Here is a 26,620-nt window from a genome sequence, read left to right as displayed (position 1 = left end):
GGGAAGGAGGTAATGATTAATGGTTATGACAGATCCTATCGCAGATATGCTAACTCGTATTCGTAATGCAAATACTGTTCGTCATGAAAAACTGGAGCTTCCTGCTTCTAAGTTGAAAAAGGATGTTGCTGATATCCTTAAGCGTGAAGGCTTTATTCGCGATTACGAATTCGTAGAAGATGACAAACAAGGTGTACTACGCATCTTTTTGAAATACGGTAAAAACGACGAGCGTGTTATCACTGGTATCAAACGTATCAGTAAACCTGGTCTTCGTGTTTACGCGAAATCCACTGAAATCCCACGTGTCCTTAACGGACTTGGTATTGCAGTAGTTTCAACTTCCAAAGGCGTATTGTCTGATAAAGAAGCACGTGAGCAAGCTGTCGGCGGCGAAGTGCTAGCATACGTTTGGTAATTCCCAACAATTAGTAAGGAGGTGCACATATGTCCCGCGTAGGTAAAAAGATTCTTGAAATCCCTGCTGGTGTTGAAATCAAAAATGATAACAATACGTTGACTGTTAAAGGTCCTAAAGGGGAATTGACTCGTACATTCCACCAAGATATGGTGATTAAAATCGAAGAGAACGTTCTAACTGTTGAACGCCCATCTGACAGTAAAGAACACCGTACTCTTCACGGTACTACTCGTGCCGTTATCGGAAACATGGTACAAGGCGTACACACTGGTTTTGAGAAAGCTCTTGAAATCATTGGTGTAGGTTACCGTGCCACAAAACAAGGCAACAAAGTTGTGATCAACGCTGGTTACTCTCATCCAGTTGAAGTTGAGAACCGTGATGGTATTGAAATCGAAGTTCCTGCTAACACTCGTGTAGTTGTTAAAGGTATCGATAAGGAAGCAGTTGGCGCAGTAGCTGCTAACATCCGTGCAATCCGTCCTCCAGAGCCTTACAAAGGTAAAGGAATCCGTTACGAAGGTGAATTCGTACGTCGTAAAGAAGGTAAAACAGCGAAATAAGGTTTTTGTTAAACCAGAAAGGAGTGACCTGAATGATTACAAAACCTGCAAAAAACGAATTGCGTAAGAGAAGACACAATCGTGTTCGTAAAAGCATTTCAGGAACATCTGAGCGTCCTCGTTTGAACGTTTACCGTTCCAACAAGCACATCTACGCACAGTTGATCGATGATACAACAGGTAAAACACTTGCAAATGCTTCTACTAAGGATGCTAGCCTTAACTTGGAAGCTACTAGCAATGTTGAAGCAGCTCAAAAGGTCGGAGAAGCAGTTGCTAACCGTGCGAAAGAAGCTGGCGTAACAACAATCGTATTTGACCGTGGAGGCTACCTTTACCACGGACGTGTTAAAGCATTGGCTGAAGCAGCTCGTGAAGCTGGTCTTAAATTCTAATCCAAAAAGGAGGGACACAACTTGCGTACAAACATTGACCCGAACAAACTTGATCTTGAAGAACGCGTAGTAACGGTTAACCGTGTTGCTAAAGTAGTAAAAGGTGGTCGTCGTTTCCGCTTCGCTGCTCTTGTAGTAGTGGGTGACAAAAACGGCCATGTAGGTTTCGGTACTGGTAAAGCACAAGAAGTACCAGAAGCAATCCGTAAAGCTATTGAAGACGCGAAGAAAAATCTAATCACTATACCTATCGTCGGTACAACTATTCCACATGAAATCATCGGTGAATTCGGCGCGGGCAACATCTTGATGAAGCCAGCTGCAGAAGGTACTGGAGTTATCGCCGGTGGACCTGTACGTGCGGTACTTGAGCTTGGTGGCATCGGAGACATCCTTTCCAAATCACTAGGTTCCAACACACCAATCAACATGGTTCGTGCTACTCTAAACGGACTTAGCAGATTGAAACGTGCAGAAGAAGTTGCGAAACTTCGTGGAAAGTCTGTAGAAGAACTGTTAGGATAAGGAGGGAAAGCACATGGCTAACAAATTAGAAATCACCCTCACGCGCAGTACGATCGGAAGACTTGACAAACAGCGCAAAACTGTCGCTGCTCTAGGTCTTAAAAAGATCCGTCAAACAGTTGTATTGGAAGACAATCCAACTGTTCGCGGCATGATCAACAGAGTTTCTCATCTAGTATCAGTTAAAGAAGTATAATGATTTTAATGTAAATAAGAGGAGGTGCCAGTATGAAACTTCATGAATTGAAGTCAGCAGAAGGAACACGTAAAACTCGCAATCGTGTAGGTCGCGGTATGTCTTCTGGTAACGGTAAAACATCCGGCCGTGGACATAAAGGACAAAAAGCACGTTCTGGCGGCGGTGTACGTCTAGGTTTCGAAGGTGGACAAATGCCACTATTCCAACGTCTTCCTAAACGTGGATTCACTAACATCCATCGTACTGAGTACTCAATTGTCAACCTTGAAACCCTTAACCGTTTTGAAGAGGGTACAGAGGTAACTCCAGAGCTTCTACTTGAAAGCGGAGTTGTAAGCAAATTGAGAGCCGGTATCAAAGTTCTTGGAAACGGGAAACTCGAAAAGAAACTTACTGTTAAAGCTCACAAGTTCTCATCTTCTGCTAAAGAAGCTATCGAGGCAGCGGGCGGTCAAACAGAGGTGATCTAATGTTTCGTACAATCTCCAATTTTATGCGTGTAAAAGATATACGAAATAAAATCATCTTCACATTGCTTATGCTGATTATCTTCAGGATCGGTACGTTCATTCCGGTTCCGTTCACCGATCGTACAGCGATCGATTTCATGAACCAGCAGAACGTATTCGGCTTCCTGAATACTTTTGGCGGCGGTGCATTGCAGAATTTCTCCATCTTAGCAATGGGTATCATGCCATACATCACTGCCTCGATCATCATGCAGCTTCTGCAAATGGATGTCGTACCGACATTCAGTGAGTGGAAAAAGCAAGGGGAGATGGGTCGTCGTAAGTTGGCACAGGTGACTCGTTATGCCACCATCGTGCTAGCGTTAATACAGGCGGTCGGTATGTCCATCGGCTTCAACCAGTTGTCCGGCGGCATGCTGATATCCGATCCAAGTTTCTACAAATTCGCTGTCATAGCACTTGTTTTGACTGCGGGAACAGCATTCTTGATGTGGTTAGGAGAACAGATCACAGCTCATGGTGTAGGTAATGGGATTTCCATTATCATCTTCGGCGGTATCGCTGCTGCGATCCCGAATGGTTTGAACCAGCTTTGGGAACAGTATTTCAGCAATCCAGGGGATGATCTATTCCTGAATGTCGTGATCGTTGCAATCATCGCTATTGTGATCATTGCCGTAATTGTAGGTGTGATTTATATCACGCAGGCACTTCGTAAAATTCCAATCCAGTATTCGAAGCGTACTTCCAATCGTGCACAAGTAGGCGGACAGTCCACCCACTTACCGATTAAAGTGAACGCTGCTGGAGTAATCCCTGTAATTTTCGCAGTTTCCTTTATTTATGCACCGCGTACCATCGCGAGCTTCTTTGAAGGAAATGTAGCAACTACGATCGAGAACGTATTCGATTATACGCAACCAATTGGGATGGTCATCTATGTAGTCCTGATTCTTGCATTTAGTTATTTCTACACATTTGTTCAGGTGAACCCGGAACAAATGGCAGAGAACTTAAACAAGCAAGGTGGCTACATCCCGGGTATACGCCCAGGGAAAAGCACGGAAACGTACCTCACCAGTGTGATGTATCGTTTAACCTTCGTTGGGTCTCTCTTCTTGGCTGCTGTAGCTGTATTGCCTATCATATTAGGCTCTATTGCCAACTTGCCGACTTCTGTCCAAATCGGAGGAACGAGCCTACTGATCGTGGTAGGGGTAGCGTTACAGACGATGAAGCAGTTAGAAAGCCAGTTAGTGAAGCGTCATTACAAAGGCTTCATGAAATAGAGAACAGTCTACAAACAGACGAGAGCGAGGGGAATTTCGTTGAACTTGATTCTTATGGGTCTGCCAGGTGCCGGTAAAGGTACTCAGGCAGATAAGATTGTTGATAAATATAGCATCCCTCATATCTCAACAGGAGATATGTTCCGAGCTGCAATAAAAGAAGGAACGGAGCTTGGCCGTGAAGCGAAAGCTTACATGGACCAGGGGAAACTAGTTCCGGATGAAGTAACAATTGGTATAGTCCGAGACCGTTTGGGCAAGGATGACACCAATAACGGATTTTTACTTGACGGTTTTCCTCGTACGCTTGCTCAGGCCCAGGCGCTTGACGCATTGCTGGACGAATTGAATGCTAATGTAGATTACGTCTTACATGTAGAGGTTCCGCAGGAGAAATTGGTGGAGCGTTTATCTGGCAGATGGGTTTGTCCGACATGCGGCACTACGTATCATACTGTTTTCAATCCTCCGAAAGAAGAAGGGGTCTGTAACAAGGATGGTACGGCGCTGATCCAGCGAGACGACGATAAGCCGGAAACGGTGAAAAAACGTTTAGAAGTCAATATCGAACAGCAAAAGCCGATATTGGACTTTTACAACGATAAGGGCTATCTTGTAACAGTGAACGGTGACCAAGCAATCGATCAGGTCTTCCACGACATCGATCAGCGCTTGAAAAATCTTCGCTGATACAGGTGTGCAAACTATACTCTTTTGTACGGATGGAATCGCTCTTTGCACTCGAGATAGCGTAAGGATGCATTCTGTCCCTTGATAGAGTATAATAGACCTCGTGGTAGAGTTGAAACGATCTGCAATATGAGATTCGTTCAAGCTTCCATCATCGGAACCGAGCCTTACTGATATCCTGACGCTAATTGACAAGGCTGAATATGAACAATCATGAAACAAATTGTGATTCAATTTGTGGACTTAATATAGATTCCCTAACATGCAGCTTTTCTAACCTGGACTTCCAGGCAGAAAAGTGGTAGAATATGCTCTTTGTTTGCAGCATATAATGCTAACTTACGCACAGCTTCGAAATAAGCTATGATGAAGGTGATCATGTTTGAGCGAAACGGATGCAAGTCCACGGATCGGTCAGGTTGTTCGTATCGTACATGGGCGAGAAGCAGGCCAGCTTGCGATTGTCATTCGAATAATTGACAGTCGTTTTGTGTTGCTTGCCGACGGGGAGAAACGCAGGTTCGATTCACCGAAGCGCAAGGCTTTGCGCCATGTGGATCTGCTGCCTTACGTATCACCGGAAGTCCGCCGCAGCCTTCTAGAAGCTGGTCGCGTAACCAATGGTAAACTGCGATTTGCGATATCTACTTATGTCAATCATACCGTGAAGAGATTTGAAGAAGGGAGATAGACCGATGGCGAAAGATGATGCAATTGAAGTAGAAGGAACTGTCACCGATACATTGCCGAATGCGCAATTCAAGGTGGAGTTAGAGAATGGCCACACCGTTTTAGCACATGTTTCCGGTAAAATTCGTATGCACTTCATTCGAATTCTTCCTGGAGATAAAGTAACGGTAGAGCTTTCCCCTTACGACTTGACTAAAGGACGTATTACGTACCGTTATAAATAATTTGACTAGCTCCGATACTAAAGGAGGAATAGATGATGAAGGTAAGACCATCTGTAAAGCCGATTTGCGAAAAATGCAAAGTCATTCGTCGTAAAGGCAAAGTAATGGTAATCTGTGAAAATCCTAAGCATAAGCAAAAACAAGGATAATACAAGGAGGTGCACGTAGCTAATGGCACGTATAGCAGGTATTGATATTCCACGTGACAAACGCGTAGTTATTTCCCTAACATACATCTATGGTATTGGAAAAACTACAGCTAAAAACGTACTAAAAGAAGCTGGTGTTTCTGAAGATACGCGCGTTCGTGATCTTACAGAAGACGAACTATCCAGAATCCGTCAGGCAATTGACAGCTACACTACTGAAGGTGATCTTCGCCGTGAAGTATCCCTTAACATCAAACGTTTGATTGAGATCGGTTCTTATCGTGGTCTTCGCCACCGTCGCGGATTGCCGGTTCGTGGTCAGAAAACGAAGAACAACTCTCGTACTCGTAAAGGCCCACGCCGCACAATCGCTAACAAGAAAAAATAAGTAAGGAGGTAAATGAACATGGCTCGTAAACAACAAACTCGTAAACGTCGTGTGAAAAAGAATATCGAAACAGGTATTGCTCACATCCGTTCTACTTTCAACAACACAATCGTTACGATTACTGATGTACAAGGTAACGTAATCAGCTGGAGCAGCTCAGGTTCCCTTGGTTTTAAAGGTTCCCGTAAATCTACTCCATTTGCTGCACAAATGGCTGCTGAAGCTGCTGCTAAAGGTTCTGTCGAAAACGGCATGAAGTCTTTGGAAGTAACAGTTAAAGGCCCTGGTGCTGGTCGTGAAGCTGCGATTCGTTCCCTTCAAGCTGCAGGTCTTGAAGTGACAGCGATCCGTGACGTCACTCCAGTTCCACATAACGGCTGCCGTCCGCCAAAACGTCGTCGCGTATAAGTTTTTCCTGCTTGCTGTATAGAATTTGTATCCGTGTCTATAATGGGTTATGATAGCTTAAAAGCGATCAGGTCATACAGTAAGACCGTATCGTCAAGATGCAGAAACGGGAACCGCAATATGGGGAATTTCGGTTAGGAGCGATTCTAACCGGGGTTTCGACGTTTTAAAGGAGGGCTTTATAAATGATCGAAATTGAAAAACCAAAGATTGAAACGGTTGAGATCAGCGATGATGCTACATTTGGAAAGTTCGTTGTAGAACCGCTTGAACGTGGATATGGTACTACACTAGGAAACTCCTTGCGTCGTATCCTATTATCCTCACTTCCTGGCGCTGCTGTAACATCCATTCAAATTGATGGCGTGCTCCATGAATTCTCTACGATTGAAGGCGTAGTAGAAGACGTGACAACCATCATTTTGAACTTGAAGAAACTGGCTCTCAAAATCTACTCCGATGAAGAAAAAACGTTGGAGATCGATGTACAAGGTGAAGGGAAAGTAACCGCTGCTGACATCACATTCGATAGTGATGTGGAAGTGTTGAATCCGGATCTTCATATTGCGACATTGGGCAAAAACGCTCATTTCCATATGAAGCTAACGGCTGAACGCGGCCGTGGCTACCGTCCAGCTGATCAGAATAAACATGAAGATCAGCCGATTGGTGTCATTCCGATCGATTCCATCTTTACGCCAGTTTCAAAAGTGACGTATCAAGTGGAGAACACGCGCGTTGGCCAGCTGGCTAACTTCGATAAACTGACGTTGGACGTTTACACTGACGGCAGTATCCGACCTGAAGAGGCAGTTTCTCTTGGTGCGAAGATTTATACGGAGCATTTGAATATCTTCGTAGGTCTTACAGATGAAGCACAGAATGCCGAAATCATGGTTGAAAAAGAAGAAGACCAAAAAGAAAAAGTTCTTGAGATGACGATCGAAGAATTGGACTTGTCTGTCCGTTCCTACAACTGTCTGAAACGTGCTGGTATCAACACGGTGCAAGAGCTTGCTAATAAATCTGAAGAAGATATGATGAAAGTGCGTAACCTAGGACGTAAATCATTAGAAGAAGTTAAAAAGAAACTAATCGATTTAGGACTTGGTCTTCGTAAAGAAGACTGATCCCGTCTAGCGGAGCATTTTGACACCAGGAAAGGGAGGGATAACCTATGGCTAGAAAGTTAGGACGTACTACTGATGCTCGTATGGCGCTTTTGCGCAACCTTGCAACTGATCTTATCGTTCACGAAAGATTGGAAACAACGGAGGCGAAAGCGAAGGAGCTTCGTTCTGTAGTAGAAAAAATGATCACTCTTGGCAAACGTGGAGATCTTCACGCTCGTCGTCAAGCTGCAGCTTTCCTATACGGTACTAAAGCAGATGAGAACCAAGACGCAGTACAAAAACTATTCAGCGATATTGCCGGACGTTATGAAGAACGTCAAGGAGGTTACACACGCGTGTTGAAACTTGGACAGCGTCGTGGTGACGGTGCGGCTATGGCAATCATTGAACTAGTATAAAGCAATACAAGGGCAGGAAAATCTCTACCACGAGGTGTATTCCGGCCCTTTTTCTTTTACAGACGAAGCAAGCGCCTTTAACGTGCGCTTGCTTTTCTTTTTGGCCTGATTTCTTTATACTAGCTATAGAAATGACAGGAACGGACAGACACGTTTAAGTATTTCCCCGGAAATAGTCGGGTAATGACGAAGGAGCACGAAATGCATGTACGCGATTGAATTCAAGAATGTTTCTTTCCGCTATGAAGAGGAGCAGCCCTATGTACTTCGCAACGTCAGTTTCCAAGTGAAAGCTGGGGAATGGCTGGCGATCATTGGACATAATGGTTCAGGCAAGTCAACGATTGCTAAACTGATGAATGGACTGTTATTTCCGACTGAAGGGGAAATTCTCATCAATGGTATACCGCTGAGTGAAGAGAGTATTTGGGAGATAAGGCGCCAGGTCGGTATGGTATTCCAAAACCCCGATAATCAATTCGTCGGTACGACTGTGCGGGATGATGTAGCTTTCGGTTTAGAAAATCGTGGCGTGCCTCGTTCGGAGATGATGAACCGAATCACTTCTTCTCTAGAGCAGGTGCGGATGCAGGAATACTTACTGCACGAGCCATATCGTTTATCAGGCGGACAAAAGCAGCGTGTGGCCATTGCAGGTGTATTGGCTATTTCGCCAAGCGTCATCATACTGGATGAAGCCACTGCGATGCTTGATCCTCTTGGGAGGAAAGAAATACTTGATACTGTTCACCGTGTTCAAGCAGCGCAGCAACTTGGTTTGATTACGATCACCCATGACTTGAATGAAGTGATGCAGGCGCATCGGGTGCTGGTGATGAATGATGGGGAAATATGGACGACTACTGTGCCAAGGGAATTAGTGAAAAGGCAGTCAGAATTACAGCAGATTGGCTTGGATGTGCCGTTTGTCACCCAGCTTGCTCATGCTTTGGAAAGTCAGGGCATCAGCCTGACTGAGCAGCCGATTGATCACGAGGAGTTGTTGGATGCACTATGGACATTACATTTGAACAAGTAGATTATACGTATCAGGCCAACTCCCCGTTTGAGCACAAGGCACTGAAAGATTTATCCTTCCATCTGCCCGGAGGGAGCTTCACCGCCATCGTCGGACACACTGGCAGCGGCAAATCCACCTTGCTGCAGCACTTGAACGGACTCGTCAGACCTACCAGCGGAAGCGTGCGGATCGGGGGGCATACGCTGGAACCGAATAAGAAGCCCAAGCAAGCCAAAGAGCTCCGCAAACAAGTCGGGATCGTATTCCAATATCCGGAACATCAGCTATTCGAAGAGACGGTGGAGAAAGACATTGCCTTCGGACCGCGTAACTTCGGGGTACCGGAAAAAGAGATTCACAAGCGGGTAGAAGAAAGTGCAGAAGCGGTAGGGTTGGATTTATCCTTGCTAAGCAGATCCCCCTTCGAGCTGAGCGGTGGTCAAATGCGTCGCGTAGCCATTGCGGGTGTGCTTGCCGTCCGGCCGCGTGTTCTCGTCCTGGACGAACCTACGGCAGGACTGGATCCACGTGGTCAGCGGGAGATCATGGACATGTTCCATCGCCTTCATAAGGAACAGGAGCTGACGACGATATTGGTGACGCACAGTATGGAGGATGCGCTCACCTATGCTGATCATATGCTTGTACTCGATAAGGGGGAAAAGTATATGGAAGGACCTCCTGTCGAAGTATTCCAGCAGCGGCAGGCTCTTCAAAAAGTGCAGCTTGATGTGCCGGAGATATTTCAATTCCTTCAGAAAGTATCTGAGCGTTTCGGTAAAACGGTCGTTTATGAAGGAGAGGATATCGACAGGCTAGCGAAGCAGCTGGCGGATTTGGCAGGTGAGAGAGAATGAACAATCTATTGATTATCGGTCAATATGTTCCAACAAACAGCATCGTTCACCGAATGGATCCACGGATCAAGATGCTGATCATCTTCTTTTATGTGATTTTCATTTTCTTTGCCAATAATGTCTTTAGTTATGCGCTTTTCACGGTGTTTGCGATCGGGGGTACGCTCTTGACGAAGGTGCCATGGCGTTTCATTGCCAAAGGATTAACACCGGTATGGTTCCTGATCGTTTTTACTTTTATCTTGCACTTATTTGTCACAAAGGAAGGCACTGTATTAGTGAATATATTCGGGCTGCCGATCTATAGCGGAGCACTGGAGCAAGGAGCTGTCATCTCGCTGCGATTCTTTTTGCTTATCCTTTTGACATCGCTGCTTACGCTGACGACAACACCGATTGAAATCACTGATGGCGTCGAGTCCTTGCTTGGACCACTTCGCCGATTCAAGTTCCCGGTGCATGAACTGGCATTGATGATGTCCATTTCCTTGCGGTTCATCCCGACTTTGCTTCAGGAAACCGAAAAGATATCCAATGCGCAAGCCTCCAGAGGTGTGGACTTCCGTACAGGCCCATTCAGGGAGCGTGTACGGGCCGTTATCCCATTATTGGTGCCTTTGTTTGTCAGTGCGTTTAAGCGGGCAGAGGAGCTTGCTATGGCAATGGAGGCTCGAGGCTATCGCGGCGGAGAAGGACGGACCAAGCTCCGGGAACTGCGCGTGATGAAGCGGGATGTTGCGGCACTTATCCTTTTCATTGTGGTGGTCGCTGCGGCCTTGATAACGAGAGATTACAGTTAGGAGTTACGAAGATGACGCAACGAATGAAGGCGACAGTCAGCTATGATGGCACGCATTTTTCCGGCTTCCAGGTGCAGGAGAAAAACCGTACGGTGCAGGGTGAGCTGGAAAAGGCGCTTATGAAAATCCATAAAGGCCAGCCAATCAGGATCCAAGCATCAGGCCGCACAGATGCGGGGGTGCATGCCAGAGGCCAGGTCATCCATTTTGATACGGAACTCCGAATGGGCGACTACAACTGGCGCAAGGCACTTAATACGCTGCTTGCGGATGATGTCAGGATAACGGATATAACGGAAGCAGAGGAAGGTTTCCATGCGCGCTACAGCGTGAAGCGCAAGCAGTACAAGTACTTTGTCCATAATGCGCCTGAGCAGGATGTGTTCAAGCGGCACTATGTGCATCATGTACCCTATCAGCTGGAGACATCCAGGATACAGCAGGCAATCAAAGCAATCGAAGGAACACATGATTTCAGCGCTTTTTGCTCCGCCAGGACAGGAGTCAAAGGAGATAAAATCCGGACCATCTATGGAGCCGTATGTGAAAAGCAAGAGGACATGCTTGTCTTCACGTTTACGGGCAGCGGTTTTCTCTATAATATGGTGCGTATTTTAGCAGGTACACTGATCGACATCGGGAACGGCCGCAAGGAGCCCGAAGACATGGCTAGGATCCTCGCGTCCAAGGACCGGCACGAGGCAAGCAAAACCGCTGCAGCGAGCGGCCTGTGCCTGTGGAAAGTGGACTACTGAAAACTTTTTTCTAAAACAACGCGTTCGGGTGTTACATGCTCTTGACATGTGGGTCTGTGATGATATACTATGGTTCATGGCATTTTATTTCTATACCACGATTAGCCCCGGAAGACTAATTGTGTAGAATAATAAATGAACGATTCAATCGAAAAAATGGAGGAAATGACATGCGTACAACATTCATGGCGAACGAAAGCAATATCGAACGCAAATGGCTTGTTGTGGATGCAGAAGGCCAAACTCTTGGTCGTCTTGCAAGTGAAGTTGCTGCTATCCTGCGCGGTAAGCACAAACCAACTTACACTCCACATGCCGACACTGGTGATAACGTAATCATCATCAACGCTGAGAAAATTGAACTTACTGGTAACAAACTTGCTGACAAGATCTACTACCGTCACTCAAACCACCCAGGTGGTTTGAAACAACGTACAGCTGACGAAATGCGTACAAAATACCCTGAGCAAATGCTTGAGCTTGCTGTTAAAGGCATGCTTCCTAAGGGACCACTTGCACGTAAAATGATCAAAAAGCTTCACGTATACCGTGGCGCTGAGCACAAACACCAAGCACAACAACCAGAAGCTTATACACTTCGCGGTTAATTAAAAAGGAGGTAAACGATAGTGGCACAAGTACAATACTACGGCACCGGTCGCCGTAAAAGCTCTACTGCCCGCGTACGTCTAGTACCAGGCACAGGTCAAGTAACAGTAAACAACCGTAGTGCGGAAGATTACTTCCCATACGAAACACTTCGTACAATCATCAACCAACCTCTAGTTGCAACAGAAACTGCTGGCAACTACGATGTTCTTGTAACTGTACAGGGTGGTGGATTCACAGGACAAGCAGGTGCTATCCGTCACGGTATCTCTCGTGCGCTTCTTGAAGCAGATCCTGAGTACCGCGGAACACTTAAAAAAGCTGGCTTCCTAACTCGTGACGCACGTATGAAAGAGCGTAAAAAATACGGTCTTAAAGGTGCACGTCGCGCTCCACAGTTCTCAAAACGTTAATTTTGGGATACGGACGAAAGACTCTCAACCATTTGGTTGGGGGTCTTTTTTTGTTATCTATATGATTTAAAGTATTACGTATTCCTTGTTTTATCCTTCCCTCAACGTTGAATACTTTCGAAAAGCTTTATAGAAACTGCAGCCAAAGAAAACGGCCATCAGAAAGGGAATCGATCTCAAAAGTACAAATGGAGTTTCAAATAAAAATGCTTTCCAAAATAAAGTACCTTCCATACTCCAAAGGCCATCAGCTAAATATAATCCTGAATCATTGAAAATAAGATAAGAAATGAATAGAAGCATTAAACCGAAGCCAGCTGAATAATTCATCAGCCTTTTATAATAATTACTCCTTGATTGGCGATCTGAGAAGATTTCATTTTGATTATCATCTTCTTTTTGCCAATAATGCCCGCCAAGCCGAGATCCAGCTATATATACCCAACCAAAATCTTCATATAGCCCTTTATAATCTTTGAATTTTTGCTTTGATAGATAATCTTGATAGTCCATTCGCATTACATATCTTTTATCAGTTTCCTCGAACGTGTATATTCCTAACCCGCTGATATGGGTACAACGATAGCCTTTGTGCAACTGCTTGTTCAGCCATTGTTCTTGTTTTTCAATATCAAAGAACATCTTAAATTTTCTCATTCGATTCACTTCTTTCGTAAAGAGATAAAATATGCAATAACCTATTTTGTTCCATCTTCAAAATGGCATTTCCTTCTGAAGTTATCATATAGACTTTTCTTCGACCGGACTCTCCAACAGGTTCAATCCAACCATGCTTATGCAAGTTCTCGATTGCGCCGTATAACGTTCCAGCTGCTAAAATGACTGAACCGTTACTTATTTTTTCTATTTTCTGCATTACAGCATAGCCATGGAGCGGCTCACGCAGAGCTAATAAGATATAGTGCATGGTTTCGGATAACGGTAATAATTTATGTTTCATAAGCTCATCCTTTATTCAGTTTGACTATATAGTTCAACTTAATAAAAGGATAATACAGTTCAACTGAATAGTCAAACCATTTTAGGGGTGGTGAAGGAACTAAAAGTGAAAAGTTTGATGAAATCACTAAAAGGTCGCTTTCCTATAATAGAAGTGAGTTTATGTGTAATCATATTCAATTAAATACTAATTCTCTATATTTCCATATAATCATTAATACCTTTAATCGAATACCATTTGGTTGGCTGTTTTATCTAAAAGTACGGGTAGTGTGACAATCTCTTACTTATATGACTAACGTATTGCATATTTTGATAAACTTGAATAAAGGATTCTAGTTTTGAGGAGGATCTGTAATGCAAACTCGCAAACTAATACTATTTATCGCAGCAAGTCTTGACGGCTATATAGCAACCAAGGAAGATTCATTGGATTGGCTTTTTTCGGTGGAAGGAGATAACGGCTATACAGAATTCTATGAATCGGTTGATACGGTGTTGATGGGGAAGCGGACATATGATTGGATAATGGACCATGCAGAAGACTTTCCCTATCAGAATAAAGCTTGTTATGTCTTTACGCGTACCGATGAAAAAGGTACGGAACATGTACAGTTTGTCCATGGGGATATTGTATCCTTTACCAATCAGCTGAAACAGCAAGAGGGAAAAAGTATATGGATTGTTGGCGGCGGGGAACTTCTCTCTGCATTTATGAAAGTGCAGTTAGTCGATGAATTGATTCTTACACTGGCACCTGTACTTCTTGGCAGTGGAATACCTTTGTTCAAAGAAGGAGAGTACCAGGCTAGCCTTAATTTAAAACAGACGAGGACATTCAATCAGTTTGTGGAACTGCATTACGAGGTGAAAAAATCATAATTTGCCTATCAACGAAAAGATATCACTCATTCTTCGAGCATACGGATACATAATGCTGTACATAAGCCCTGTTCACGAAAACGGCTGATGATTTCCCGACCATTGACGGAAAGCTTGTTCGTTACCAGCAGCTTGCTGAAATCAGTCATGGTCATGATTGGATAGACACAATATGTATGGTGTGGGAATTGCCGGAGCATGAGTGTCACTAATTGTTCTTGATGCAATCCTCCTTGTTCGTAGACAGATTGATTTACGATCATCGTTTCAATGAAATCGATATCTCTTAAAGATAGACCTTGTGCCAGCAGCCATTCGGATGCGGTCATGGAAATCCCTCCTTTTACTAGCAACATAACATAATTCACTTAAAAGACAAGGAGTTCTACATGAGCTTTTCGATTGAACAACTGGATTTCCTCAATATTGATACTACGATCTATTTTCAAACGCCCGCTTCCCATCGGCTGCGGCTGTTGACTTCTGATTTCGAGAATAATTCGAATCTGCCTATACTTCGGGCTTTTGTTCACTCTATCTTTCCTGTACATTCACTCATATCTATGACAGGCATTATTGGTTACTATATAGGCTCGACGCGAATTTGGGAGAAGCAGCACTTGAAGGATGCCGTCAGAATTTCCAATTGGAAGGAAACTTACCTGACAGACGAGGGAGGAACTAAATACATGGCCATGACGGTTAAAGACATTACCGCAGACGCTGTGTATGCCCTATGTAAACAAACCGCCCAAGGCAGAAAGTGTTCCAATCTAATGTTCCATACAGAAGATCGTGTGTTATATATCAGTGCCGATGTGTTGGACTTGGCTATGACGGATCAAGGGAAGTTAAGAGAAATATGCAGCGAATTCCATCCAATCATCGATACATATCATTCCAATATAAAGACAATGTAAATTGTAATCGGCCTGTGTTTTTAATCTTAACACTGCCTGCATGGTAATTCGTATCGTGCTCCATTAAGTTAGCAGTATGAGACAATCTATTACATTATTATTGGCAGGTCTGTTGCTGCTGACTGGCTGTTCCTCGATTCAATCGGAGGCTTCAGGCGTTACGGACTATGAACCATTGATCATCGCACATCGCGGAGCTTCGGCCGTCCAGCCTGAGCATACGTTTTTTGCTTATGATCAGGCGCTGGAAGATGGAGCAGATTATATCGAGATCGATTTGCGCAGGACGGCGGATGGTGAACTGGTTGCAATGCATGACGAAACTGTCGATAGGACGACTGACGGCAAGGGCTTGGTCGAGGAGCTGACCTTGGAGGAGGTAAAGGCACTCGATGCCGGAGAAGGGCAAACGGTACCTACGTTGGGAGAAATTCTGGATTGGTATGGCAGTGGAGTGTATTATTATATCGAGACACGGGAGGATGAAGCAGGAGAGCTTGTGATGGAGGAGGGATTACTGCAATTGCTGGATCAATATGCTATCCCGAGGAATCAAGTGATCCTGCAGTCGTTCAGTAAAGACAGCATTCGCACCTTGCATGAACTGGATCCGGAACTTACGCTTGTACAGCTGCTGAAAAAGAAAGACGCAGAGCAGTTGAATGAAAAGGATCTTCAAGCATTGAAAGAGACAGCATTTGGTGTCGGGATTTATGCAGGAATCTTGGACGAAGCAACAGTGGACCTGATTCAGCAGCACGAATTGGAGATCCATGCTTATTACCGAGGTGACGAAAGAGAGTGGACCAAGAGAATGCTCCAACATGAAGTAGATGGTATCTTCTCTGATAATCCGGCATATTTGATGAATGTGATGAAGGAATAGATCATAGCTAGTGATTTATTCCTTTTTTTGTGGCGGTATGTTTAGCTTCGGTCTGGGGTGATATAGAGATATTATGCAGCAAAGAAGGGAGTTTTTCTATGAAAACAGTCGCAACCGTGGGAAGCATATTCGGGATCATCGCTTCACTCCTCGCTATGTTTTTCACCTTAATCGACGATTCGTATACTGTAGGCAACTTTGGACTGCTTGGAATTGCAGCTGGTATTCTTGGTATCATCGCTGCTATCTTGATTGAGCGGAAACCGATGCTCGCTGGATTTCTCTTGATTGTGGCAGCAGCAGTCGGTATTTATGGCGTGCTATTATACTTTCTCGTGCCGGGTGCATTGATGCTCATCGCGGCATTTGTGAAAATGAGCCGCAGAGGAAGCAGTTACTGAAGGAAGCATACCGCAGACATCGGTGTGCTTTCTTCAGCGGAAATGTCTCAGTTTTAAATGATAATGCTGCTCTATCACGGGTCCGAGCCGATCTCGAAGCTCTTCCAATTTCTTATGCAAGTATGTGGCATGAAAGACATTGTACAATTCTGTTTCCGGCCAAATGACACGCAGGCGGGCAAAATCCTGAAAGTGAAGGATAGCTAAATAAGGTTCCTCCCCATCCAGCTCCAGCGTATGATAAAGGAAGTCACCGCGTTTCGAGAAAGGCTTCCTCAGCCATCTCTCCAATTGCAAATATAACTCCAGCAAGGGACATCCTTCCTCGTAAAAATATGCAATACCATCTATCTTGATTTCCAACAGACCTTCAACAAGCAGGAAGTTGGCGAATTGTCTTCTCTCACGGGAGGAGAGATGATTGAAATCAGAGTTGAATTCAAAGTTTATACTCAATTTCATTTTCTCAACCCCACCACATAACAGTCGCGATGAAGGACCAAAACGATACATTACCGGCTATGATCAGATAACCTAATATGTATATAAAGATCTGTTTCTTTTGTTTATAAAGATAAACGATTAAAAGAATGATCCCAATAAGGTATAACACAATACTAATCACGCAAAAAATGGTCACATAATAGATTGGCCACATATCATACACGTGGTTTTGCATCCAGTATGCAAGGTCTTGTCCGCCCACACCAAGAGATGTGGCAAGCAGGAATAACGGAATGAAAATAATCAGGAATCTTTTCATACATTCCACCTCTCTGACACACTAAATATAACACGAAAATCCAAATTGTGGATTGGTGTATTGGAGGGGAATATGGAGAGATTCTTCACTATGACGCTCAGGAAACGGATGGCTAAAGGAAATCGGGACACAGCCATACTCCGGACAGTTCCCGGATTCGAGCAGGTTTTGGACAGGCAGATGAATGAAGCGAGTGAGCCTTCGGCAGATTAGGCAGATTATCTATTCGTCATAAGAGATGAAAACGATATTCTAACTATCACTGAAAGGGTTCTGAATACGATACAAAAATAAAAAGAGGGAGTGTCGTCCCTCTTTCGTATATTAATATCCGTATCCGTAATAAGGGTAATTGTAATACGGGTATGGATAAGGATAGTATGGGTAAGGTCGTGGCCGGTAATAATAAGGCGGATAAAGCAAACTGCTGCCGATCAATCCACCAACGACACCACCAAGGAATGGGGCGCCATAACCGAAACCGGGACGTCCATAGCCGAATCCCGGGCGACCGAAGCCACCGAAGCCAAATCCTGGGCGACGTCGGTATTCATCCGTGTAAACCGGATACGAATAGTGAACTTGTTCGTCAGCTTGATATGGTACAAGCGTATGGTTTTGTTCTTGCATGAAAAACACCTTCCTTTCTGTGCCATTGTATGAAGGGCAAGAGCGGAAGGCGCAGTACAGCAGCCTAATGAAGTTACTTTTTTAATTGAAGGTATCGCGAAAGATGGCTGCTATCGGGATTAACAATGCAAGGATTGGAACGAAGGCCCATATCCAGGTGTGTCTGGATTGTTTGTTTTCTTCTTTCATTTTCTCTACCTCGAGCTCGAGCAATCGGATGCGTTGTTCCAAGTCTTCCTTCATTCTTCATCCTCCTTAGGCTTGCCTTCGAAACTCTTCATAAAAAGAGCCTCTGTTACCATTGTAGCAAACAAGAGGCATCTTCATGCTTATGCAATAACAGCAGTTGTAACAGCGTCATATCCGTCTCCGCTACCAGCATTCTTTATTGATCTTTTATAGGAGGCATACGAAATATACAAGGCAATCGTTGCGCCAATCACTGTCAGAATCAAGCCTATATAAGAAATGACTGTTGCGATGAACTCATATCTTTCCTCATCGACAATGACAGTATTATTGTTATTCAACTGATCATCGCTCCTTCCTCACGCTAGCTTATGCGCGGATGGGCGGATGGTGCCTATTTTGATCAATCGTTTGATTAGCTCACATTTTAGGAATTGTCTGCGCTTTTGCCCAAGGAAAAACTATTAGCTGGCGTCTATTCATATGGCAGCTTGAAAAAACGTTGCTATAGACCCACCTGTTGGTTGACTGATATGATGATGGAACTGGAATGAAAGGGCTGACGAGGCGTTGGAAAATGAAAAATACAAGGAACTGAGGATGGGAGAGCGCGGAGTCTATATCAGCATCGGTGCTTATCTTGTCTTGTCCTGTTTAAAATTGATCATTGCATTCATAAGCGGATCGGCTGCTTTGCGGGCGGACGGTTTGAATAATGCTACGGATATCGTGGCTTCTGTTGCTGTGCTGATTGGGTTGAAGCTGGCGCGGAAACCGCCGGATGCCGATCACCCATACGGACATTGGAAAGCGGAGACAGTAGCAAGTCTCATTGCTTCCTTCATCATGATGACAGTCGGCCTGCAAGTATTGTATACAGCGGTATTGAATGTGTTTGACGGTTCTAATGAGGCGCCGGATATGATGGCGGCTTGGACAGGCATATTCGGGGCAATCGTCATGTTCCTCGTATACCGGTACAATATGCGATTAGGAACAAAAATAAACAGTCAATCTGTTAAGGCAGCGGCAAAGGATAATCTATCGGATGCACTTGTAAGTATTGGAACGGTTATTGGTATTATTGGCTCCCAGCTAGGCTTGCCATGGCTGGATCCGTTGGCAGCAATCATTGTCGGTTTGATTATCTGTAAGACAGCGTGGGAAATTTTCACTTCCTCTTCCCACCAGCTCACCGATGGTTTTGATGAAACCTTGATGGCAGCTTATACAGAAACCATTATGCAAATTCAAGGGGTAAAGGGCATAAAGACAATGAAAGCAAGAAGCTATGGCAATAATACCATTGTCGATACAGAAATCTTGGTCAACTCCACTCTGGATATCCGAAAAGCCCATGATGTGGCGACGACAGTCGAGAAGACGCTGAAACGGGAACACGGTGTCTATTGGGTCAATGTCCATGTCGAGCCGCAATAAAAAGCCAGAAGCGTACATGCTTCTGGCTTTTTGCTTTAATCAATGATCAACATATTGTTTTCGTCGAACTTCCAATGCTCGCTGAATGCAACTTCCCAATAATACCCATCAGGATCAGTGAAGTAACCGCTGTAGCCGCCCCAATCGACACGCTGTGGCTGCTTGACGATTGTGGCACCAGCTCGTGCCGCCTTGTCAATCACGTAATCGACTTCTTGCGCGGTTTTGGCATTATAAGCCAGTGTAAATCCCGGGAATCCGGCAGTTGCTTGGGGCGGGGTAGCAGCATGGATATCTTTTTGCAATTCTTCAAGCGGATACAGTTCCAGCTTCGTCCCTCTGTTATTGAAAAATACGATATTCGGTGAGTTTTCCTTGACGCTTGTCTCAAAATCCAGGCCATTGCGGTAGAATGCGAGTGAGGCTTGCATGTCTTTGACGCCTAAACAAATAAGATTGATTTGATTCACGGTAAACACTCCTATCGTTTTTTTTGTCGCCGGTTCTTAAGCAATACACTGATGTTGACAAGGATCATGATTACTGCGGCTGCAATGAGCACCGTCATGAGCAGCAGTGTTCCGATGTTGGTGAAGTTGTTGTAGATGCCGATTGCAAAACCGCTCAGCATGATGAATAAGTACATCCACGTTTTTCTTGTCATGCTCGTGCCCCTTTATGGAATGAGTAAGTCTGTAAGCATCTTCCGGGTGATATGGTTGAGTTCAGGTAGATCATCAAGCGGGAAATAGCGGAGGTCTAAGCTTTCGCCATCAGTCATGGAGAATTCACCTGAAATGCCGTTGGCCTCATAAACAGAGATAACATTGTACACTTCGTCTCCGTTTGGATACTGAGCATAGAACTCGGGCCCTGAACATATTCGCAAAAAGCTGAAGCGTTCTGCGTGCAGCCCCGTCTCCTCGAAAAGCTCGCGTCTGGCTGTACCTTCCAATGATTCTCCGAGCTCCAGCGCACCCCCTGGAAGTCCCCAATCTTTTGTATCCGATCTCAGCTGCAACAGCAGCTCGCCTTCCTTATTCCGGACAATGACACCGGCACCAGCCATGACGAGCGGACGTCTGCCGACCATTTCGCGTAAATCCATGATATAGTTTGCCAACCTAACTACTTCCTTTCATCTTTTGGGTAGAAAGTATCTTTGCTGCGAGGAAAAAGTGAATTGGAGATACCGTAACTGATCAAGTAGCTGACAAGCAAACAGATACCCACAATGATCAAGTTGTCATGGAGCAAGTAGAGCAAAACACTCAAACCACCCAACACGATATAAATGCCAACATTCAAATATAAGCGTTTCGTTTGATTATCGAATTTCATGTTGTACGTCCTTTTCTATCATACTTGGTAATGCTAGCTTCATTATACCAGTGCCGGCATGATTTCCAAAGAAGAGCGTATATCCGGAATGGTTGTCCCATATAGTGTACAAATGCGCGGTATGGGAGGAAGTATGAATGACTAGAAGATGGATTGCAGGAGCAATAGCAGCTGCGCTGTTTATCATGCTGCTCGCGTACTATGTACCGAAAATCGTCACGACGGAAGAGTCATCTCATTCCTGGTCCTTGCCATTGGCCGGGAAGACAATCGTAATCGACCCGGGCCATGGCGGTGTGGATGGCGGTGCAGAAGGTGCAGATGGAACGCAGGAAGCGGGTATAACTTTAGCGGTTTCGCAAATGTTGCGGGACTATTTGCAACAGGGCGGAGCACTTGTCTATTTAACCCGGGAAGATGATGTGGATCTTGCGGATGAAGATACAAAAGGGCTTTCCAATCGGAAATCAGAGGATATCCGGAATCGAGTGGCTTTTATTGAAGAAAAGGAAGCGGACTTTTATATCAGCATCCATACAAATGCATTGCTCTCTACCAAATGGTCAGGAGCCCAGACGTTTTATAATGAAGATAGAACAGGTAGTAAAGCGTTGGCAACATTCATCCAGGATGAAATCAAACGCAATCTGGAGAATACGAAACGAGTACCGCTGTCATTGAATACGATGTATCTTCTGAAACATACGGAACCTACGGGTGCGCTTGTCGAGATTGGCTTCATGTCGAACCCGCGGGAGTTGGAGCTTTTGAAGGACAGCGTTTATCAGGACAAAATGGCCTTCAGTATTTATGAAGGTATCCTCCGCTATACAACTGAGAAGATGCCGGAAGATGAATGACCGAGCGCCGCTTGCCTAGCCTTGTTCAGAATGTGTTATACTAGCGGTAAAAGCAGTCTGGAAACCGTTTTCCGGAACAAGCTAGGTAGGGGGCGTTCACATGGTGACAGAAGAAAAAGTAAGGGAGCTTCTGAATGATATCGAAGATCCTTTTCTACATACGACGCTGGGGGAAACCGGCGCCATCGCCGATATCCGGATCAAAGAAGAGAAACGGCATGTCAGCGTGAAAATCTTGGTTGGTAAAACGAATACAGCAGAACAGATGCAGCTGCAGCAAGAAATTGTTAATGTCCTGAAAAGTGCGGGTGCTGCAACAGTGGGATTGCGCTTCGACCAGCTTCCACAGGAAATAGTCGAGCGCTACAGCCAAACGCAATCATCCGGTAAACAGAAATCGTTGCTGGACCAGGATACGAAAACGAAATTCATCAACATCGCCAGCGGCAAAGGCGGTGTCGGCAAATCAACTGTAACTGTTAACTTGGCAGTGGCGCTGGCACGAATCGGCTTCAAAGTCGGTATCATCGATGCGGACATATATGGTTTCAGTGTTCCGGAAATGATGGGTATCGAGAAACGGCCGGAAGTTGTCGATGACAAAATCACACCAGTGGAGCGCTTTGGCGTGAAGGTCATTTCCATGGGCTTCTTCGTCGAGGACAACGGCCCAGTCATCTGGCGTGGACCAATGCTCGGTAAGATGCTGACAAGCTTCTTCAAGGAAGTACAATGGGGCGATGATCTGGATTACTTGCTTGTCGACCTGCCACCAGGAACAGGGGATGTCGCATTGGATATCCACACAATGCTGCCGTCCTCCAAGGAAATCATCGTCACTACACCGCATCCAAATGCGGCCTTCGTCGCAGCACGCGCGGGACAGATGGCGATCCGCACCGAGCATGAAATCCTAGGTGTAGTGGAAAACATGGCGTACTACGAAGTACAGGCAACGGGTGAGAAGGAATATGTATTCGGACAAGGCGGAGGGGACAAGCTCGCGGATGCACTTGATACAGAAGTGATCGGCCGCTTGCCGCTTGCACAGCCTTATAAAGAAGAAGATGTTTTTGCGCCGGCTGTCTACCAGGAGGATCATCCGCTTGGAGATGCGTACGATGACTTGGCAAGAGCGATCTTGGAAAAATACATGCAATAAAAATAGCTGAGAGCGATTTGCTCTCAGCTATTTTTATTTGGGGAAGCTATTTATGATTGTTTTTCTTTTTGTTTGGACTGTGCTTCTTCCAATGCCTTTTGGACAGTTTGCATCAGCTTTTGTTCAAACATCGGCGTTTCGGCTGATTCCTGGATGGTCTTTTCCAGCTCTTTGCGGAAATCCTGGCTTTTCATGACATGGAGCATTTGCTCCTGTACTTTCGGGTCTTGTAAGAGCTGCAGCATCTGTTTTTGGAAATCGGAATCATTCATTAGATCTTTGACGAGCTTTTTCTGCTCGGGTCCGATATTCTTCGCAAAGGCGGCGACAAATTCCGGATCCTCAAAGCGCTCTTTCCAAAATTTCTGTCCTTCCTCCGAGGTCCACGATTTATTGATAGCATCTTCTACTTTGCTGGCATCCAATGAAACCAAATCCTGCATCGTCTCATCAGACATCACTTCCGAAATGGCTTTCTTGCCTTCGTCTGTTTTCAATATATCTGCGACCATCTGCTTGGTCGTATCATAATCCGGCTGGCTGTTTTCTGCGGCTTGGCCGCCTGTACATGAAGCAAGCACGAACAGGGATAATATCAGGATCGGCACTAACCTTACAAACATAATCACGTGCTCCTTCCTCTATAGTAAGTACTCTTACTTTGCGCAGAAGGAGCAATGATTATGCATCAGTTCACTTCTTTCAGTTCCGGAGATCCCCCGGCAATCAATTCACTGACGGTCACGTAATGGTAGCCTTTATTCTTCAGTGCCGGCAGGATGGTTTCCAAGGCCTTTTCGGTCTGTTTGACTGAATCAGAAGCATGCAGCTGGATGATATCGCCATTGCTTGCTTCTTCCATGACTTCATCCACGATGAGCTGCGTGCCTGGGTTGCGCCAGTCCTGTGGATTCACGCTGTATTGGATCACTTTCATGCCGAGTGTTTCAGACAATTGAATGATTTCGGTATTGAAATCTCCTGCTGGTGCACGAAGCAATTCGATATCTTCGTGCCCGAGTTTACGGAAAATCTCTTTTGCGTAGGAGAGATCTTTTCTGATTTGAGCGGGCTCTTGTTCGATATAACTCTTGTAGCGGTATCCCATCATTCCCAGTTCATGCTTATCCTCGACGATCCGGTCGACAATCTGCGGATGACGCTCCGCCCATTCGCCGCTGACGAAGAAGGTTGCTTTCACATTCTGTTCCTTCAATTCATCCAGTATAGGGATAGCTTGTGTATCTCCCCAGCTTATATTGAAGGTGAGGGCGATATTGGGCTCATCCTTGCTTCCTTGTGTCAATGCTGCCGGCTTTTCCTTTGAAGAAAAGACGGATAATGAACTGCTCGTCTCCATCCAGATGATCAATGCCGTGAACATTGCTGCTGCCACGACGAACGCCCATCTTTTCCATTTGTTGAAACGGAATACATAAAAGTGCTGCATGCATATCATTCCCTTCGCTGCTCCCGTAGTAGTTCCATTCTATGCATGCCTGTCCTCAAACATGATGCTTGTCTGCTATCTGATAATACAACTGACAGTATCTTTACAAAAAAGTTGATTCCATTTCGGTCAGTTGGTGGAAACAAATAGGAGGGAAACTTAGAAAGGAGCGATGAAGTGAAGGCGCACGGCATGGATACAGAAGCAGTCTTACAGGAATTAGGGACCTTGAAAGAAGGGTTATTGGAAGAGGAAGCTCGGCGGAGACTTGAATCGGATGGATACAATGAATTAAAAGGGAAGGAAAAGGATCCGGTATGGAAGCTGTTCCTTGGCACTTTTGAGGATGCGATGGTCATCGTCCTGCTTGTCGCAGCTGCGGTACAGCTGGCATTGGGGGAAGTGGTCGAATCCGTCATCATCTTCTTGGTGATTATACTCAATAGCGTCATCAGTGTGGTTCAGACAAAGAAAGCAGAAAGCTCATTGGAAATCGGCTCCATCAGCTAAAGTCGTACGTAATGGAGAAAGTAAGACGGTGCCCGCCAAAGAGTTGACAAAGGGGGGGTCGTCCAACTTGATGCAGGGGACTACGTGCCTGCTGATGGAAGGCTGATAAGCGGTGAAGCGTTGAAGATCAATGAAGGTATGCTCTCCGGAGAGTCGGAAGCAGCAGAGAAGAATACCGAAGTGATTGATGAAGAAGCTTCTATTGGTGATCGTGTCAATATGGTACATAGCGGATCACTTGTAGTAAATGGCAGAGGAAATTTTGTCGTAACTGCTATTATGCCCAGGATACGGAGATTGGCCGGATTGCCGATATGATCGAGACAGCTGAATCCAAGCAGACGCCCCTGCAGAAGAAGCGGGATGAATTCAGTAAGAAACTGGGGATTGCTGTCCTGATACTGTGTATTTTGATCTTCGCTTCCCAAGCTGCCCGGCTTTGGTTCGGGGATGGTCAAGCGGATATGACCCAGGGTTTCCTAAATGCCTTTACTTTCTCGGTTGCAGTCGCGGTGGCGGCCATACCGGAAGCATTAGCATTATCCTCCATTTTTACAATCGTCATGGCTGTCGGGACGACCAAGATGGCCAAGCAGCAGGCGATCATACGCAGGCTCCGGGCTGTAGAGACGTTAGGTTCCACACGCGTTATCTGTACCGATAAGACAGGGACGCTGACGCAAAACAAAATGACCGTAACCGATACATTCATTCCAGGACAATCAGGGCAAACGATAGAAGATGCATCCCAGCGGAGTAAATCGGAGCAGTTGCTTCTTGACATCGCGGTACTCTGTAACGACTCCAGTGTAAGTGAGGAAGGAGCCCAAAATTGGAGATCCCACAGAAACGGCGCTGATTCATTTCGGTAAGAATATGGGACTGGATCCCGCTCGCCTGCGAGAAGAAAAATGAGCGGGAATGGAGCTGCCATTCGATTCTGACCGGAAAATGATGTCGACTGTCTATCATTTGGATGAAAAAAAGATTGATGCTGACTAAAGGCGAATCCGATGTCATGTTCGAAAGATGCACCCACATCTTGATTGATGGAATGGAACAGCCATTAAGTGATGAGCGACGCTTATACTTGCAAGGACACTTCAGACATTTTCTGCAAGATCAAACACGCAGACGATTTTCAAAGTAGGTTTTCTGACTAAATAAGTACGTACTCGGTGCAGTAGCTATTTGCTTCTTACTTTACGGGATTACATATTGCCGGGGGTGCGCAGTATCTTTTCAATTCCGGAAGCTTTCGGTTGGAGGAATTGTCCATTGCCGCAGGGCTTGCCCTGGCAGCTGTCATCTTGATGGAAATCATCAAAGCTATACGCAATAGAATCAGATAAAACCAGGAGAGCTCCGTTATGCACGGGGCTTTTTTTATGCTAAAATAAGCTGATTAGAGTTGGGAACACCATTATTCTCCTAAGGCCAGAGAGCTTCATACAAGGGCCTCTGGGCGGCTTTTGAAATTTAATAGAAAAAAGCTGTTGACTCATATCGAAATAGGTCGTATACTGTTAAACGGCGCTAAGGTAAGACGAAAAAACACGCCAAACAGATTATCAAGTTTTTTATAAAAAGTCGTTGACAAAAACAACTGAGACATGATAAGATGTTCTAGTCGCTGAAACAAGCGGCAACAACTTGATTCTTGAAAACTGAACAAAACAACCAATTACGAACTAAACGACATGATCATTAAGATCAACGTCAGCTCTAACGAGCAAAGCATCAACACTTTCATGGAGAGTTTGATCTTGGCTCAGGACGAACGCTGGCGGCGTGCCTAATACATGCAAGTCGAGCGCAGGAAACCAGAT

The 26,620-nt window shown here is 45.1% G+C and carries 43 protein-coding genes, 1 rRNA gene and 2 pseudogenes; 32 read left to right on the top strand and 14 right to left on the bottom strand.

The features are described from left to right. Nucleotides 1-19 precede the first annotated feature (19 nt). The 21 genes from rpsH (at nucleotide 20) to rpsI (ending at nucleotide 12,397) form a co-directional block, all read left to right on the top strand. Nucleotides 20-418, top strand: a complete 399-nt coding sequence (gene rpsH / locus BLQ53_RS17310) for a 30S ribosomal protein S8 (protein WP_038565217.1) — start codon at nucleotides 20-22, stop codon at nucleotides 416-418. A gap of 29 nt (nucleotides 419-447) precedes the next feature. Further along, entirely contained in the window at nucleotides 448-984 is a 537-nt protein-coding gene (gene rplF, locus BLQ53_RS17305; protein ID WP_093728569.1) for a 50S ribosomal protein L6, read from the top strand. A 32-nt stretch (nucleotides 985-1,016) separates the two neighbouring features. Beyond that, nucleotides 1,017-1,379 (top strand): 50S ribosomal protein L18, encoded by a 363-nt coding sequence (rplR, locus tag BLQ53_RS17300; protein WP_093728568.1) that lies wholly within the window; start codon nucleotides 1,017-1,019, stop codon nucleotides 1,377-1,379. Nucleotides 1,380-1,400: 21 nt separating this feature from the next. Further along, entirely contained in the window at nucleotides 1,401-1,904 is a 504-nt protein-coding gene (gene rpsE / locus BLQ53_RS17295; protein ID WP_093728567.1) for a 30S ribosomal protein S5, read from the top strand. A 13-nt stretch (nucleotides 1,905-1,917) separates the two neighbouring features. Next, entirely contained in the window at nucleotides 1,918-2,100 is a 183-nt protein-coding gene (gene rpmD / locus BLQ53_RS17290) for a 50S ribosomal protein L30 (RefSeq protein WP_093728566.1), read from the top strand. A gap of 32 nt (nucleotides 2,101-2,132) precedes the next feature. After that, the gene (gene rplO, locus BLQ53_RS17285; RefSeq protein WP_093728565.1) at nucleotides 2,133-2,573 is read left to right on the top strand and encodes a 50S ribosomal protein L15; all 441 of its coding nucleotides are present in this window, start codon (nucleotides 2,133-2,135) and stop codon (nucleotides 2,571-2,573) included. Next, the gene (secY, locus tag BLQ53_RS17280) at nucleotides 2,573-3,862 is read left to right on the top strand and encodes a preprotein translocase subunit SecY (RefSeq protein ID WP_093728564.1); all 1,290 of its coding nucleotides are present in this window, start codon (nucleotides 2,573-2,575) and stop codon (nucleotides 3,860-3,862) included. The genes rplO and secY overlap by 1 nt, the downstream gene beginning before the upstream one ends. A gap of 39 nt (nucleotides 3,863-3,901) precedes the next feature. Next, nucleotides 3,902-4,552, top strand: a complete 651-nt coding sequence (locus tag BLQ53_RS17275) for an adenylate kinase (protein WP_093728563.1) — start codon at nucleotides 3,902-3,904, stop codon at nucleotides 4,550-4,552. A 382-nt stretch (nucleotides 4,553-4,934) separates the two neighbouring features. Then, nucleotides 4,935-5,243 (top strand): KOW domain-containing RNA-binding protein, encoded by a 309-nt coding sequence (locus BLQ53_RS17270; RefSeq protein ID WP_093728562.1) that lies wholly within the window; start codon nucleotides 4,935-4,937, stop codon nucleotides 5,241-5,243. Between the two features lie 4 nt (nucleotides 5,244-5,247). Continuing rightward, nucleotides 5,248-5,466 (top strand): translation initiation factor IF-1, encoded by a 219-nt coding sequence (gene infA / locus BLQ53_RS17265; RefSeq protein WP_038565240.1) that lies wholly within the window; start codon nucleotides 5,248-5,250, stop codon nucleotides 5,464-5,466. A 35-nt stretch (nucleotides 5,467-5,501) separates the two neighbouring features. Continuing rightward, nucleotides 5,502-5,615 (top strand): 50S ribosomal protein L36, encoded by a 114-nt coding sequence (gene rpmJ, locus BLQ53_RS17260; protein ID WP_003156543.1) that lies wholly within the window; start codon nucleotides 5,502-5,504, stop codon nucleotides 5,613-5,615. Between the two features lie 22 nt (nucleotides 5,616-5,637). Then, complete coding sequence (gene rpsM / locus BLQ53_RS17255; protein ID WP_093728561.1) at nucleotides 5,638-6,003, top strand: 30S ribosomal protein S13; 366 nt, start codon at nucleotides 5,638-5,640, stop codon at nucleotides 6,001-6,003. Nucleotides 6,004-6,021: 18 nt separating this feature from the next. After that, nucleotides 6,022-6,411: a 30S ribosomal protein S11 gene (gene rpsK, locus BLQ53_RS17250; RefSeq protein WP_093728560.1), complete on the top strand. Its 390-nt coding sequence runs from the start codon at nucleotides 6,022-6,024 to the stop codon at nucleotides 6,409-6,411. Nucleotides 6,412-6,596: 185 nt separating this feature from the next. Continuing rightward, the gene (locus tag BLQ53_RS17245; RefSeq protein WP_093728559.1) at nucleotides 6,597-7,541 is read left to right on the top strand and encodes a DNA-directed RNA polymerase subunit alpha; all 945 of its coding nucleotides are present in this window, start codon (nucleotides 6,597-6,599) and stop codon (nucleotides 7,539-7,541) included. A gap of 47 nt (nucleotides 7,542-7,588) precedes the next feature. Continuing rightward, on the top strand, nucleotides 7,589-7,942 hold the full coding sequence (gene rplQ, locus BLQ53_RS17240) for a 50S ribosomal protein L17 (protein WP_093728558.1): 354 nt from the start codon (nucleotides 7,589-7,591) through the stop codon (nucleotides 7,940-7,942). A gap of 205 nt (nucleotides 7,943-8,147) precedes the next feature. Continuing rightward, on the top strand, nucleotides 8,148-8,981 hold the full coding sequence (locus BLQ53_RS17235; protein ID WP_093728557.1) for an energy-coupling factor ABC transporter ATP-binding protein: 834 nt from the start codon (nucleotides 8,148-8,150) through the stop codon (nucleotides 8,979-8,981). Then, the gene (locus BLQ53_RS17230) at nucleotides 8,957-9,820 is read left to right on the top strand and encodes an energy-coupling factor ABC transporter ATP-binding protein (RefSeq protein ID WP_093728556.1); all 864 of its coding nucleotides are present in this window, start codon (nucleotides 8,957-8,959) and stop codon (nucleotides 9,818-9,820) included. The genes BLQ53_RS17235 and BLQ53_RS17230 overlap by 25 nt, the downstream gene beginning before the upstream one ends. Continuing rightward, complete coding sequence (locus tag BLQ53_RS17225) at nucleotides 9,817-10,620, top strand: energy-coupling factor transporter transmembrane component T family protein (protein WP_093728555.1); 804 nt, start codon at nucleotides 9,817-9,819, stop codon at nucleotides 10,618-10,620. Before BLQ53_RS17230 ends, BLQ53_RS17225 begins: the two co-directional genes overlap by 4 nt. Nucleotides 10,621-10,631: 11 nt before the next feature. Continuing rightward, a complete protein-coding gene (gene truA / locus BLQ53_RS17220; protein WP_093728554.1) occupies nucleotides 10,632-11,375 on the top strand; it encodes a tRNA pseudouridine(38-40) synthase TruA in 744 nt (247 codons plus the stop codon). A 170-nt stretch (nucleotides 11,376-11,545) separates the two neighbouring features. Continuing rightward, nucleotides 11,546-11,983: a 50S ribosomal protein L13 gene (gene rplM / locus BLQ53_RS17215; RefSeq protein WP_093728553.1), complete on the top strand. Its 438-nt coding sequence runs from the start codon at nucleotides 11,546-11,548 to the stop codon at nucleotides 11,981-11,983. 21 nt (nucleotides 11,984-12,004) lie between these two features. Further along, nucleotides 12,005-12,397 carry a 30S ribosomal protein S9 gene (gene rpsI, locus BLQ53_RS17210; RefSeq protein ID WP_038565267.1) on the top strand — a complete coding sequence of 131 codons (393 nt, stop codon included), beginning with the start codon at nucleotides 12,005-12,007 and terminating at the stop codon, nucleotides 12,395-12,397. Nucleotides 12,398-12,487: 90 nt separating this feature from the next. Here the strand turns inward: rpsI and BLQ53_RS17205 are convergent, their stop codons facing one another. Then, a complete protein-coding gene (locus BLQ53_RS17205) occupies nucleotides 12,488-13,054 on the bottom strand; it encodes a DUF2812 domain-containing protein (RefSeq protein ID WP_093728552.1) in 567 nt (188 codons plus the stop codon). Continuing rightward, nucleotides 13,041-13,358, bottom strand: a complete 318-nt coding sequence (locus BLQ53_RS17200; RefSeq protein WP_093728551.1) for a PadR family transcriptional regulator — start codon at nucleotides 13,356-13,358, stop codon at nucleotides 13,041-13,043. Before BLQ53_RS17200 ends, BLQ53_RS17205 begins: the two co-directional genes overlap by 14 nt. Before the next feature lie 356 nt (nucleotides 13,359-13,714). On the opposite strand from BLQ53_RS17200, the gene BLQ53_RS17195 reads away from it, so the two are divergent. Beyond that, nucleotides 13,715-14,239, top strand: coding sequence for a dihydrofolate reductase family protein (locus BLQ53_RS17195; protein ID WP_093728550.1), 525 nt, complete (start codon nucleotides 13,715-13,717; stop codon nucleotides 14,237-14,239). A gap of 26 nt (nucleotides 14,240-14,265) precedes the next feature. Here BLQ53_RS17195 and BLQ53_RS17190 read toward each other — a convergent pair whose 3' ends face one another. Continuing rightward, the gene (locus tag BLQ53_RS17190; RefSeq protein ID WP_093728549.1) at nucleotides 14,266-14,568 is read right to left on the bottom strand and encodes a hypothetical protein; all 303 of its coding nucleotides are present in this window, start codon (nucleotides 14,566-14,568) and stop codon (nucleotides 14,266-14,268) included. A 60-nt stretch (nucleotides 14,569-14,628) separates the two neighbouring features. Between BLQ53_RS17190 and BLQ53_RS17185 the strand changes: the two genes are divergently transcribed. The 3 genes from BLQ53_RS17185 (at nucleotide 14,629) to BLQ53_RS17175 (ending at nucleotide 16,446) form a co-directional block, all read left to right on the top strand. Further along, on the top strand, nucleotides 14,629-15,159 hold the full coding sequence (locus BLQ53_RS17185) for a hypothetical protein (protein WP_093728548.1): 531 nt from the start codon (nucleotides 14,629-14,631) through the stop codon (nucleotides 15,157-15,159). A gap of 76 nt (nucleotides 15,160-15,235) precedes the next feature. Further along, a complete protein-coding gene (locus BLQ53_RS17180) occupies nucleotides 15,236-16,045 on the top strand; it encodes a glycerophosphodiester phosphodiesterase family protein (RefSeq protein WP_093728547.1) in 810 nt (269 codons plus the stop codon). A gap of 98 nt (nucleotides 16,046-16,143) precedes the next feature. Then, on the top strand, nucleotides 16,144-16,446 hold the full coding sequence (locus BLQ53_RS17175) for a hypothetical protein (RefSeq protein WP_093728546.1): 303 nt from the start codon (nucleotides 16,144-16,146) through the stop codon (nucleotides 16,444-16,446). Between the two features lie 33 nt (nucleotides 16,447-16,479). Here BLQ53_RS17175 and BLQ53_RS17170 read toward each other — a convergent pair whose 3' ends face one another. Both BLQ53_RS17170 and BLQ53_RS17165 read right to left on the bottom strand, forming a co-directional pair. Beyond that, nucleotides 16,480-16,908, bottom strand: a complete 429-nt coding sequence (locus tag BLQ53_RS17170; RefSeq protein ID WP_093728545.1) for a DUF7878 domain-containing protein — start codon at nucleotides 16,906-16,908, stop codon at nucleotides 16,480-16,482. 4 nt (nucleotides 16,909-16,912) lie between these two features. After that, nucleotides 16,913-17,209, bottom strand: a complete 297-nt coding sequence (locus tag BLQ53_RS17165) for a hypothetical protein (protein WP_093728544.1) — start codon at nucleotides 17,207-17,209, stop codon at nucleotides 16,913-16,915. Nucleotides 17,210-17,281: 72 nt separating this feature from the next. Here BLQ53_RS17165 and BLQ53_RS19025 point away from each other — a divergent pair, with 72 nt between their 5' ends. Next, a complete protein-coding gene (locus tag BLQ53_RS19025; protein WP_170829758.1) occupies nucleotides 17,282-17,422 on the top strand; it encodes a hypothetical protein in 141 nt (46 codons plus the stop codon). 111 nt (nucleotides 17,423-17,533) lie between these two features. Here BLQ53_RS19025 and BLQ53_RS17160 read toward each other — a convergent pair whose 3' ends face one another. From BLQ53_RS17160 to BLQ53_RS17155, 3 genes are all read right to left on the bottom strand, one after another. Next, nucleotides 17,534-17,839, bottom strand: coding sequence for a spore coat protein (locus BLQ53_RS17160; protein ID WP_244499391.1), 306 nt, complete (start codon nucleotides 17,837-17,839; stop codon nucleotides 17,534-17,536). Nucleotides 17,840-17,920: 81 nt separating this feature from the next. Then, nucleotides 17,921-18,082, bottom strand: a complete 162-nt coding sequence (locus BLQ53_RS19020; protein WP_170829757.1) for a hypothetical protein — start codon at nucleotides 18,080-18,082, stop codon at nucleotides 17,921-17,923. Nucleotides 18,083-18,168: 86 nt separating this feature from the next. After that, entirely contained in the window at nucleotides 18,169-18,369 is a 201-nt protein-coding gene (locus BLQ53_RS17155) for a hypothetical protein (protein ID WP_093728543.1), read from the bottom strand. Between the two features lie 229 nt (nucleotides 18,370-18,598). On the opposite strand from BLQ53_RS17155, the gene BLQ53_RS17150 reads away from it, so the two are divergent. Then, entirely contained in the window at nucleotides 18,599-19,468 is an 870-nt protein-coding gene (locus tag BLQ53_RS17150; RefSeq protein ID WP_093728542.1) for a cation diffusion facilitator family transporter, read from the top strand. A 35-nt stretch (nucleotides 19,469-19,503) separates the two neighbouring features. Here BLQ53_RS17150 and BLQ53_RS17145 read toward each other — a convergent pair whose 3' ends face one another. Genes BLQ53_RS17145 through BLQ53_RS17130 form a run of 4 tightly spaced genes read right to left on the bottom strand, consistent with a single transcriptional unit; the run spans nucleotide 19,504 to nucleotide 20,809 of the window. Beyond that, entirely contained in the window at nucleotides 19,504-19,938 is a 435-nt protein-coding gene (locus tag BLQ53_RS17145) for a VOC family protein (protein ID WP_093728541.1), read from the bottom strand. Nucleotides 19,939-19,949: 11 nt separating this feature from the next. Then, nucleotides 19,950-20,132 (bottom strand): hypothetical protein, encoded by a 183-nt coding sequence (locus tag BLQ53_RS17140; RefSeq protein WP_093728540.1) that lies wholly within the window; start codon nucleotides 20,130-20,132, stop codon nucleotides 19,950-19,952. A 12-nt stretch (nucleotides 20,133-20,144) separates the two neighbouring features. Beyond that, nucleotides 20,145-20,576 carry an NUDIX hydrolase gene (locus BLQ53_RS17135; RefSeq protein WP_093728610.1) on the bottom strand — a complete coding sequence of 144 codons (432 nt, stop codon included), beginning with the start codon at nucleotides 20,574-20,576 and terminating at the stop codon, nucleotides 20,145-20,147. 20 nt (nucleotides 20,577-20,596) lie between these two features. Continuing rightward, complete coding sequence (locus BLQ53_RS17130; protein ID WP_093728539.1) at nucleotides 20,597-20,809, bottom strand: hypothetical protein; 213 nt, start codon at nucleotides 20,807-20,809, stop codon at nucleotides 20,597-20,599. 137 nt (nucleotides 20,810-20,946) lie between these two features. On the opposite strand from BLQ53_RS17130, the gene cwlD reads away from it, so the two are divergent. Both cwlD and BLQ53_RS17120 read left to right on the top strand, forming a co-directional pair. After that, nucleotides 20,947-21,669 (top strand): N-acetylmuramoyl-L-alanine amidase CwlD, encoded by a 723-nt coding sequence (gene cwlD / locus BLQ53_RS17125; protein WP_093728538.1) that lies wholly within the window; start codon nucleotides 20,947-20,949, stop codon nucleotides 21,667-21,669. Nucleotides 21,670-21,769: 100 nt separating this feature from the next. Continuing rightward, nucleotides 21,770-22,831, top strand: coding sequence for an Mrp/NBP35 family ATP-binding protein (locus tag BLQ53_RS17120; protein ID WP_093728537.1), 1,062 nt, complete (start codon nucleotides 21,770-21,772; stop codon nucleotides 22,829-22,831). 50 nt (nucleotides 22,832-22,881) lie between these two features. Here the strand turns inward: BLQ53_RS17120 and gerD are convergent, their stop codons facing one another. Next, entirely contained in the window at nucleotides 22,882-23,454 is a 573-nt protein-coding gene (gene gerD, locus BLQ53_RS17115) for a spore germination lipoprotein GerD (protein WP_093728536.1), read from the bottom strand. A 65-nt stretch (nucleotides 23,455-23,519) separates the two neighbouring features. Then, nucleotides 23,520-24,281, bottom strand: coding sequence for a polysaccharide deacetylase family sporulation protein PdaB (pdaB, locus tag BLQ53_RS17110; RefSeq protein WP_093728535.1), 762 nt, complete (start codon nucleotides 24,279-24,281; stop codon nucleotides 23,520-23,522). Between the two features lie 177 nt (nucleotides 24,282-24,458). Here pdaB and BLQ53_RS17105 point away from each other — a divergent pair. The 3 genes and pseudogenes from BLQ53_RS17105 to BLQ53_RS19090 all read left to right on the top strand — a co-directional run. Further along, nucleotides 24,459-25,869 (top strand): annotated as a pseudogene (locus BLQ53_RS17105) (cation-translocating P-type ATPase); the annotation flags it as partial. A 2-nt stretch (nucleotides 25,870-25,871) separates the two neighbouring features. After that, nucleotides 25,872-26,143, top strand: a pseudogene (locus tag BLQ53_RS19480) (cation transporting ATPase C-terminal domain-containing protein); the annotation flags it as partial. A 396-nt stretch (nucleotides 26,144-26,539) separates the two neighbouring features. Further along, nucleotides 26,540-26,620 (top strand): 16S ribosomal RNA (locus BLQ53_RS19090); the annotation flags it as partial.

It is taken from the genome of Terribacillus halophilus, from assembly GCF_900101385.1.
In the GTDB taxonomy this organism is placed as follows: domain Bacteria; phylum Bacillota; class Bacilli; order Bacillales; family Amphibacillaceae; genus Terribacillus; species Terribacillus halophilus.
The sequence above is the reverse complement of the archived record's forward strand: the minus strand, read 5'-3'. Positions and strand labels throughout refer to the sequence as shown.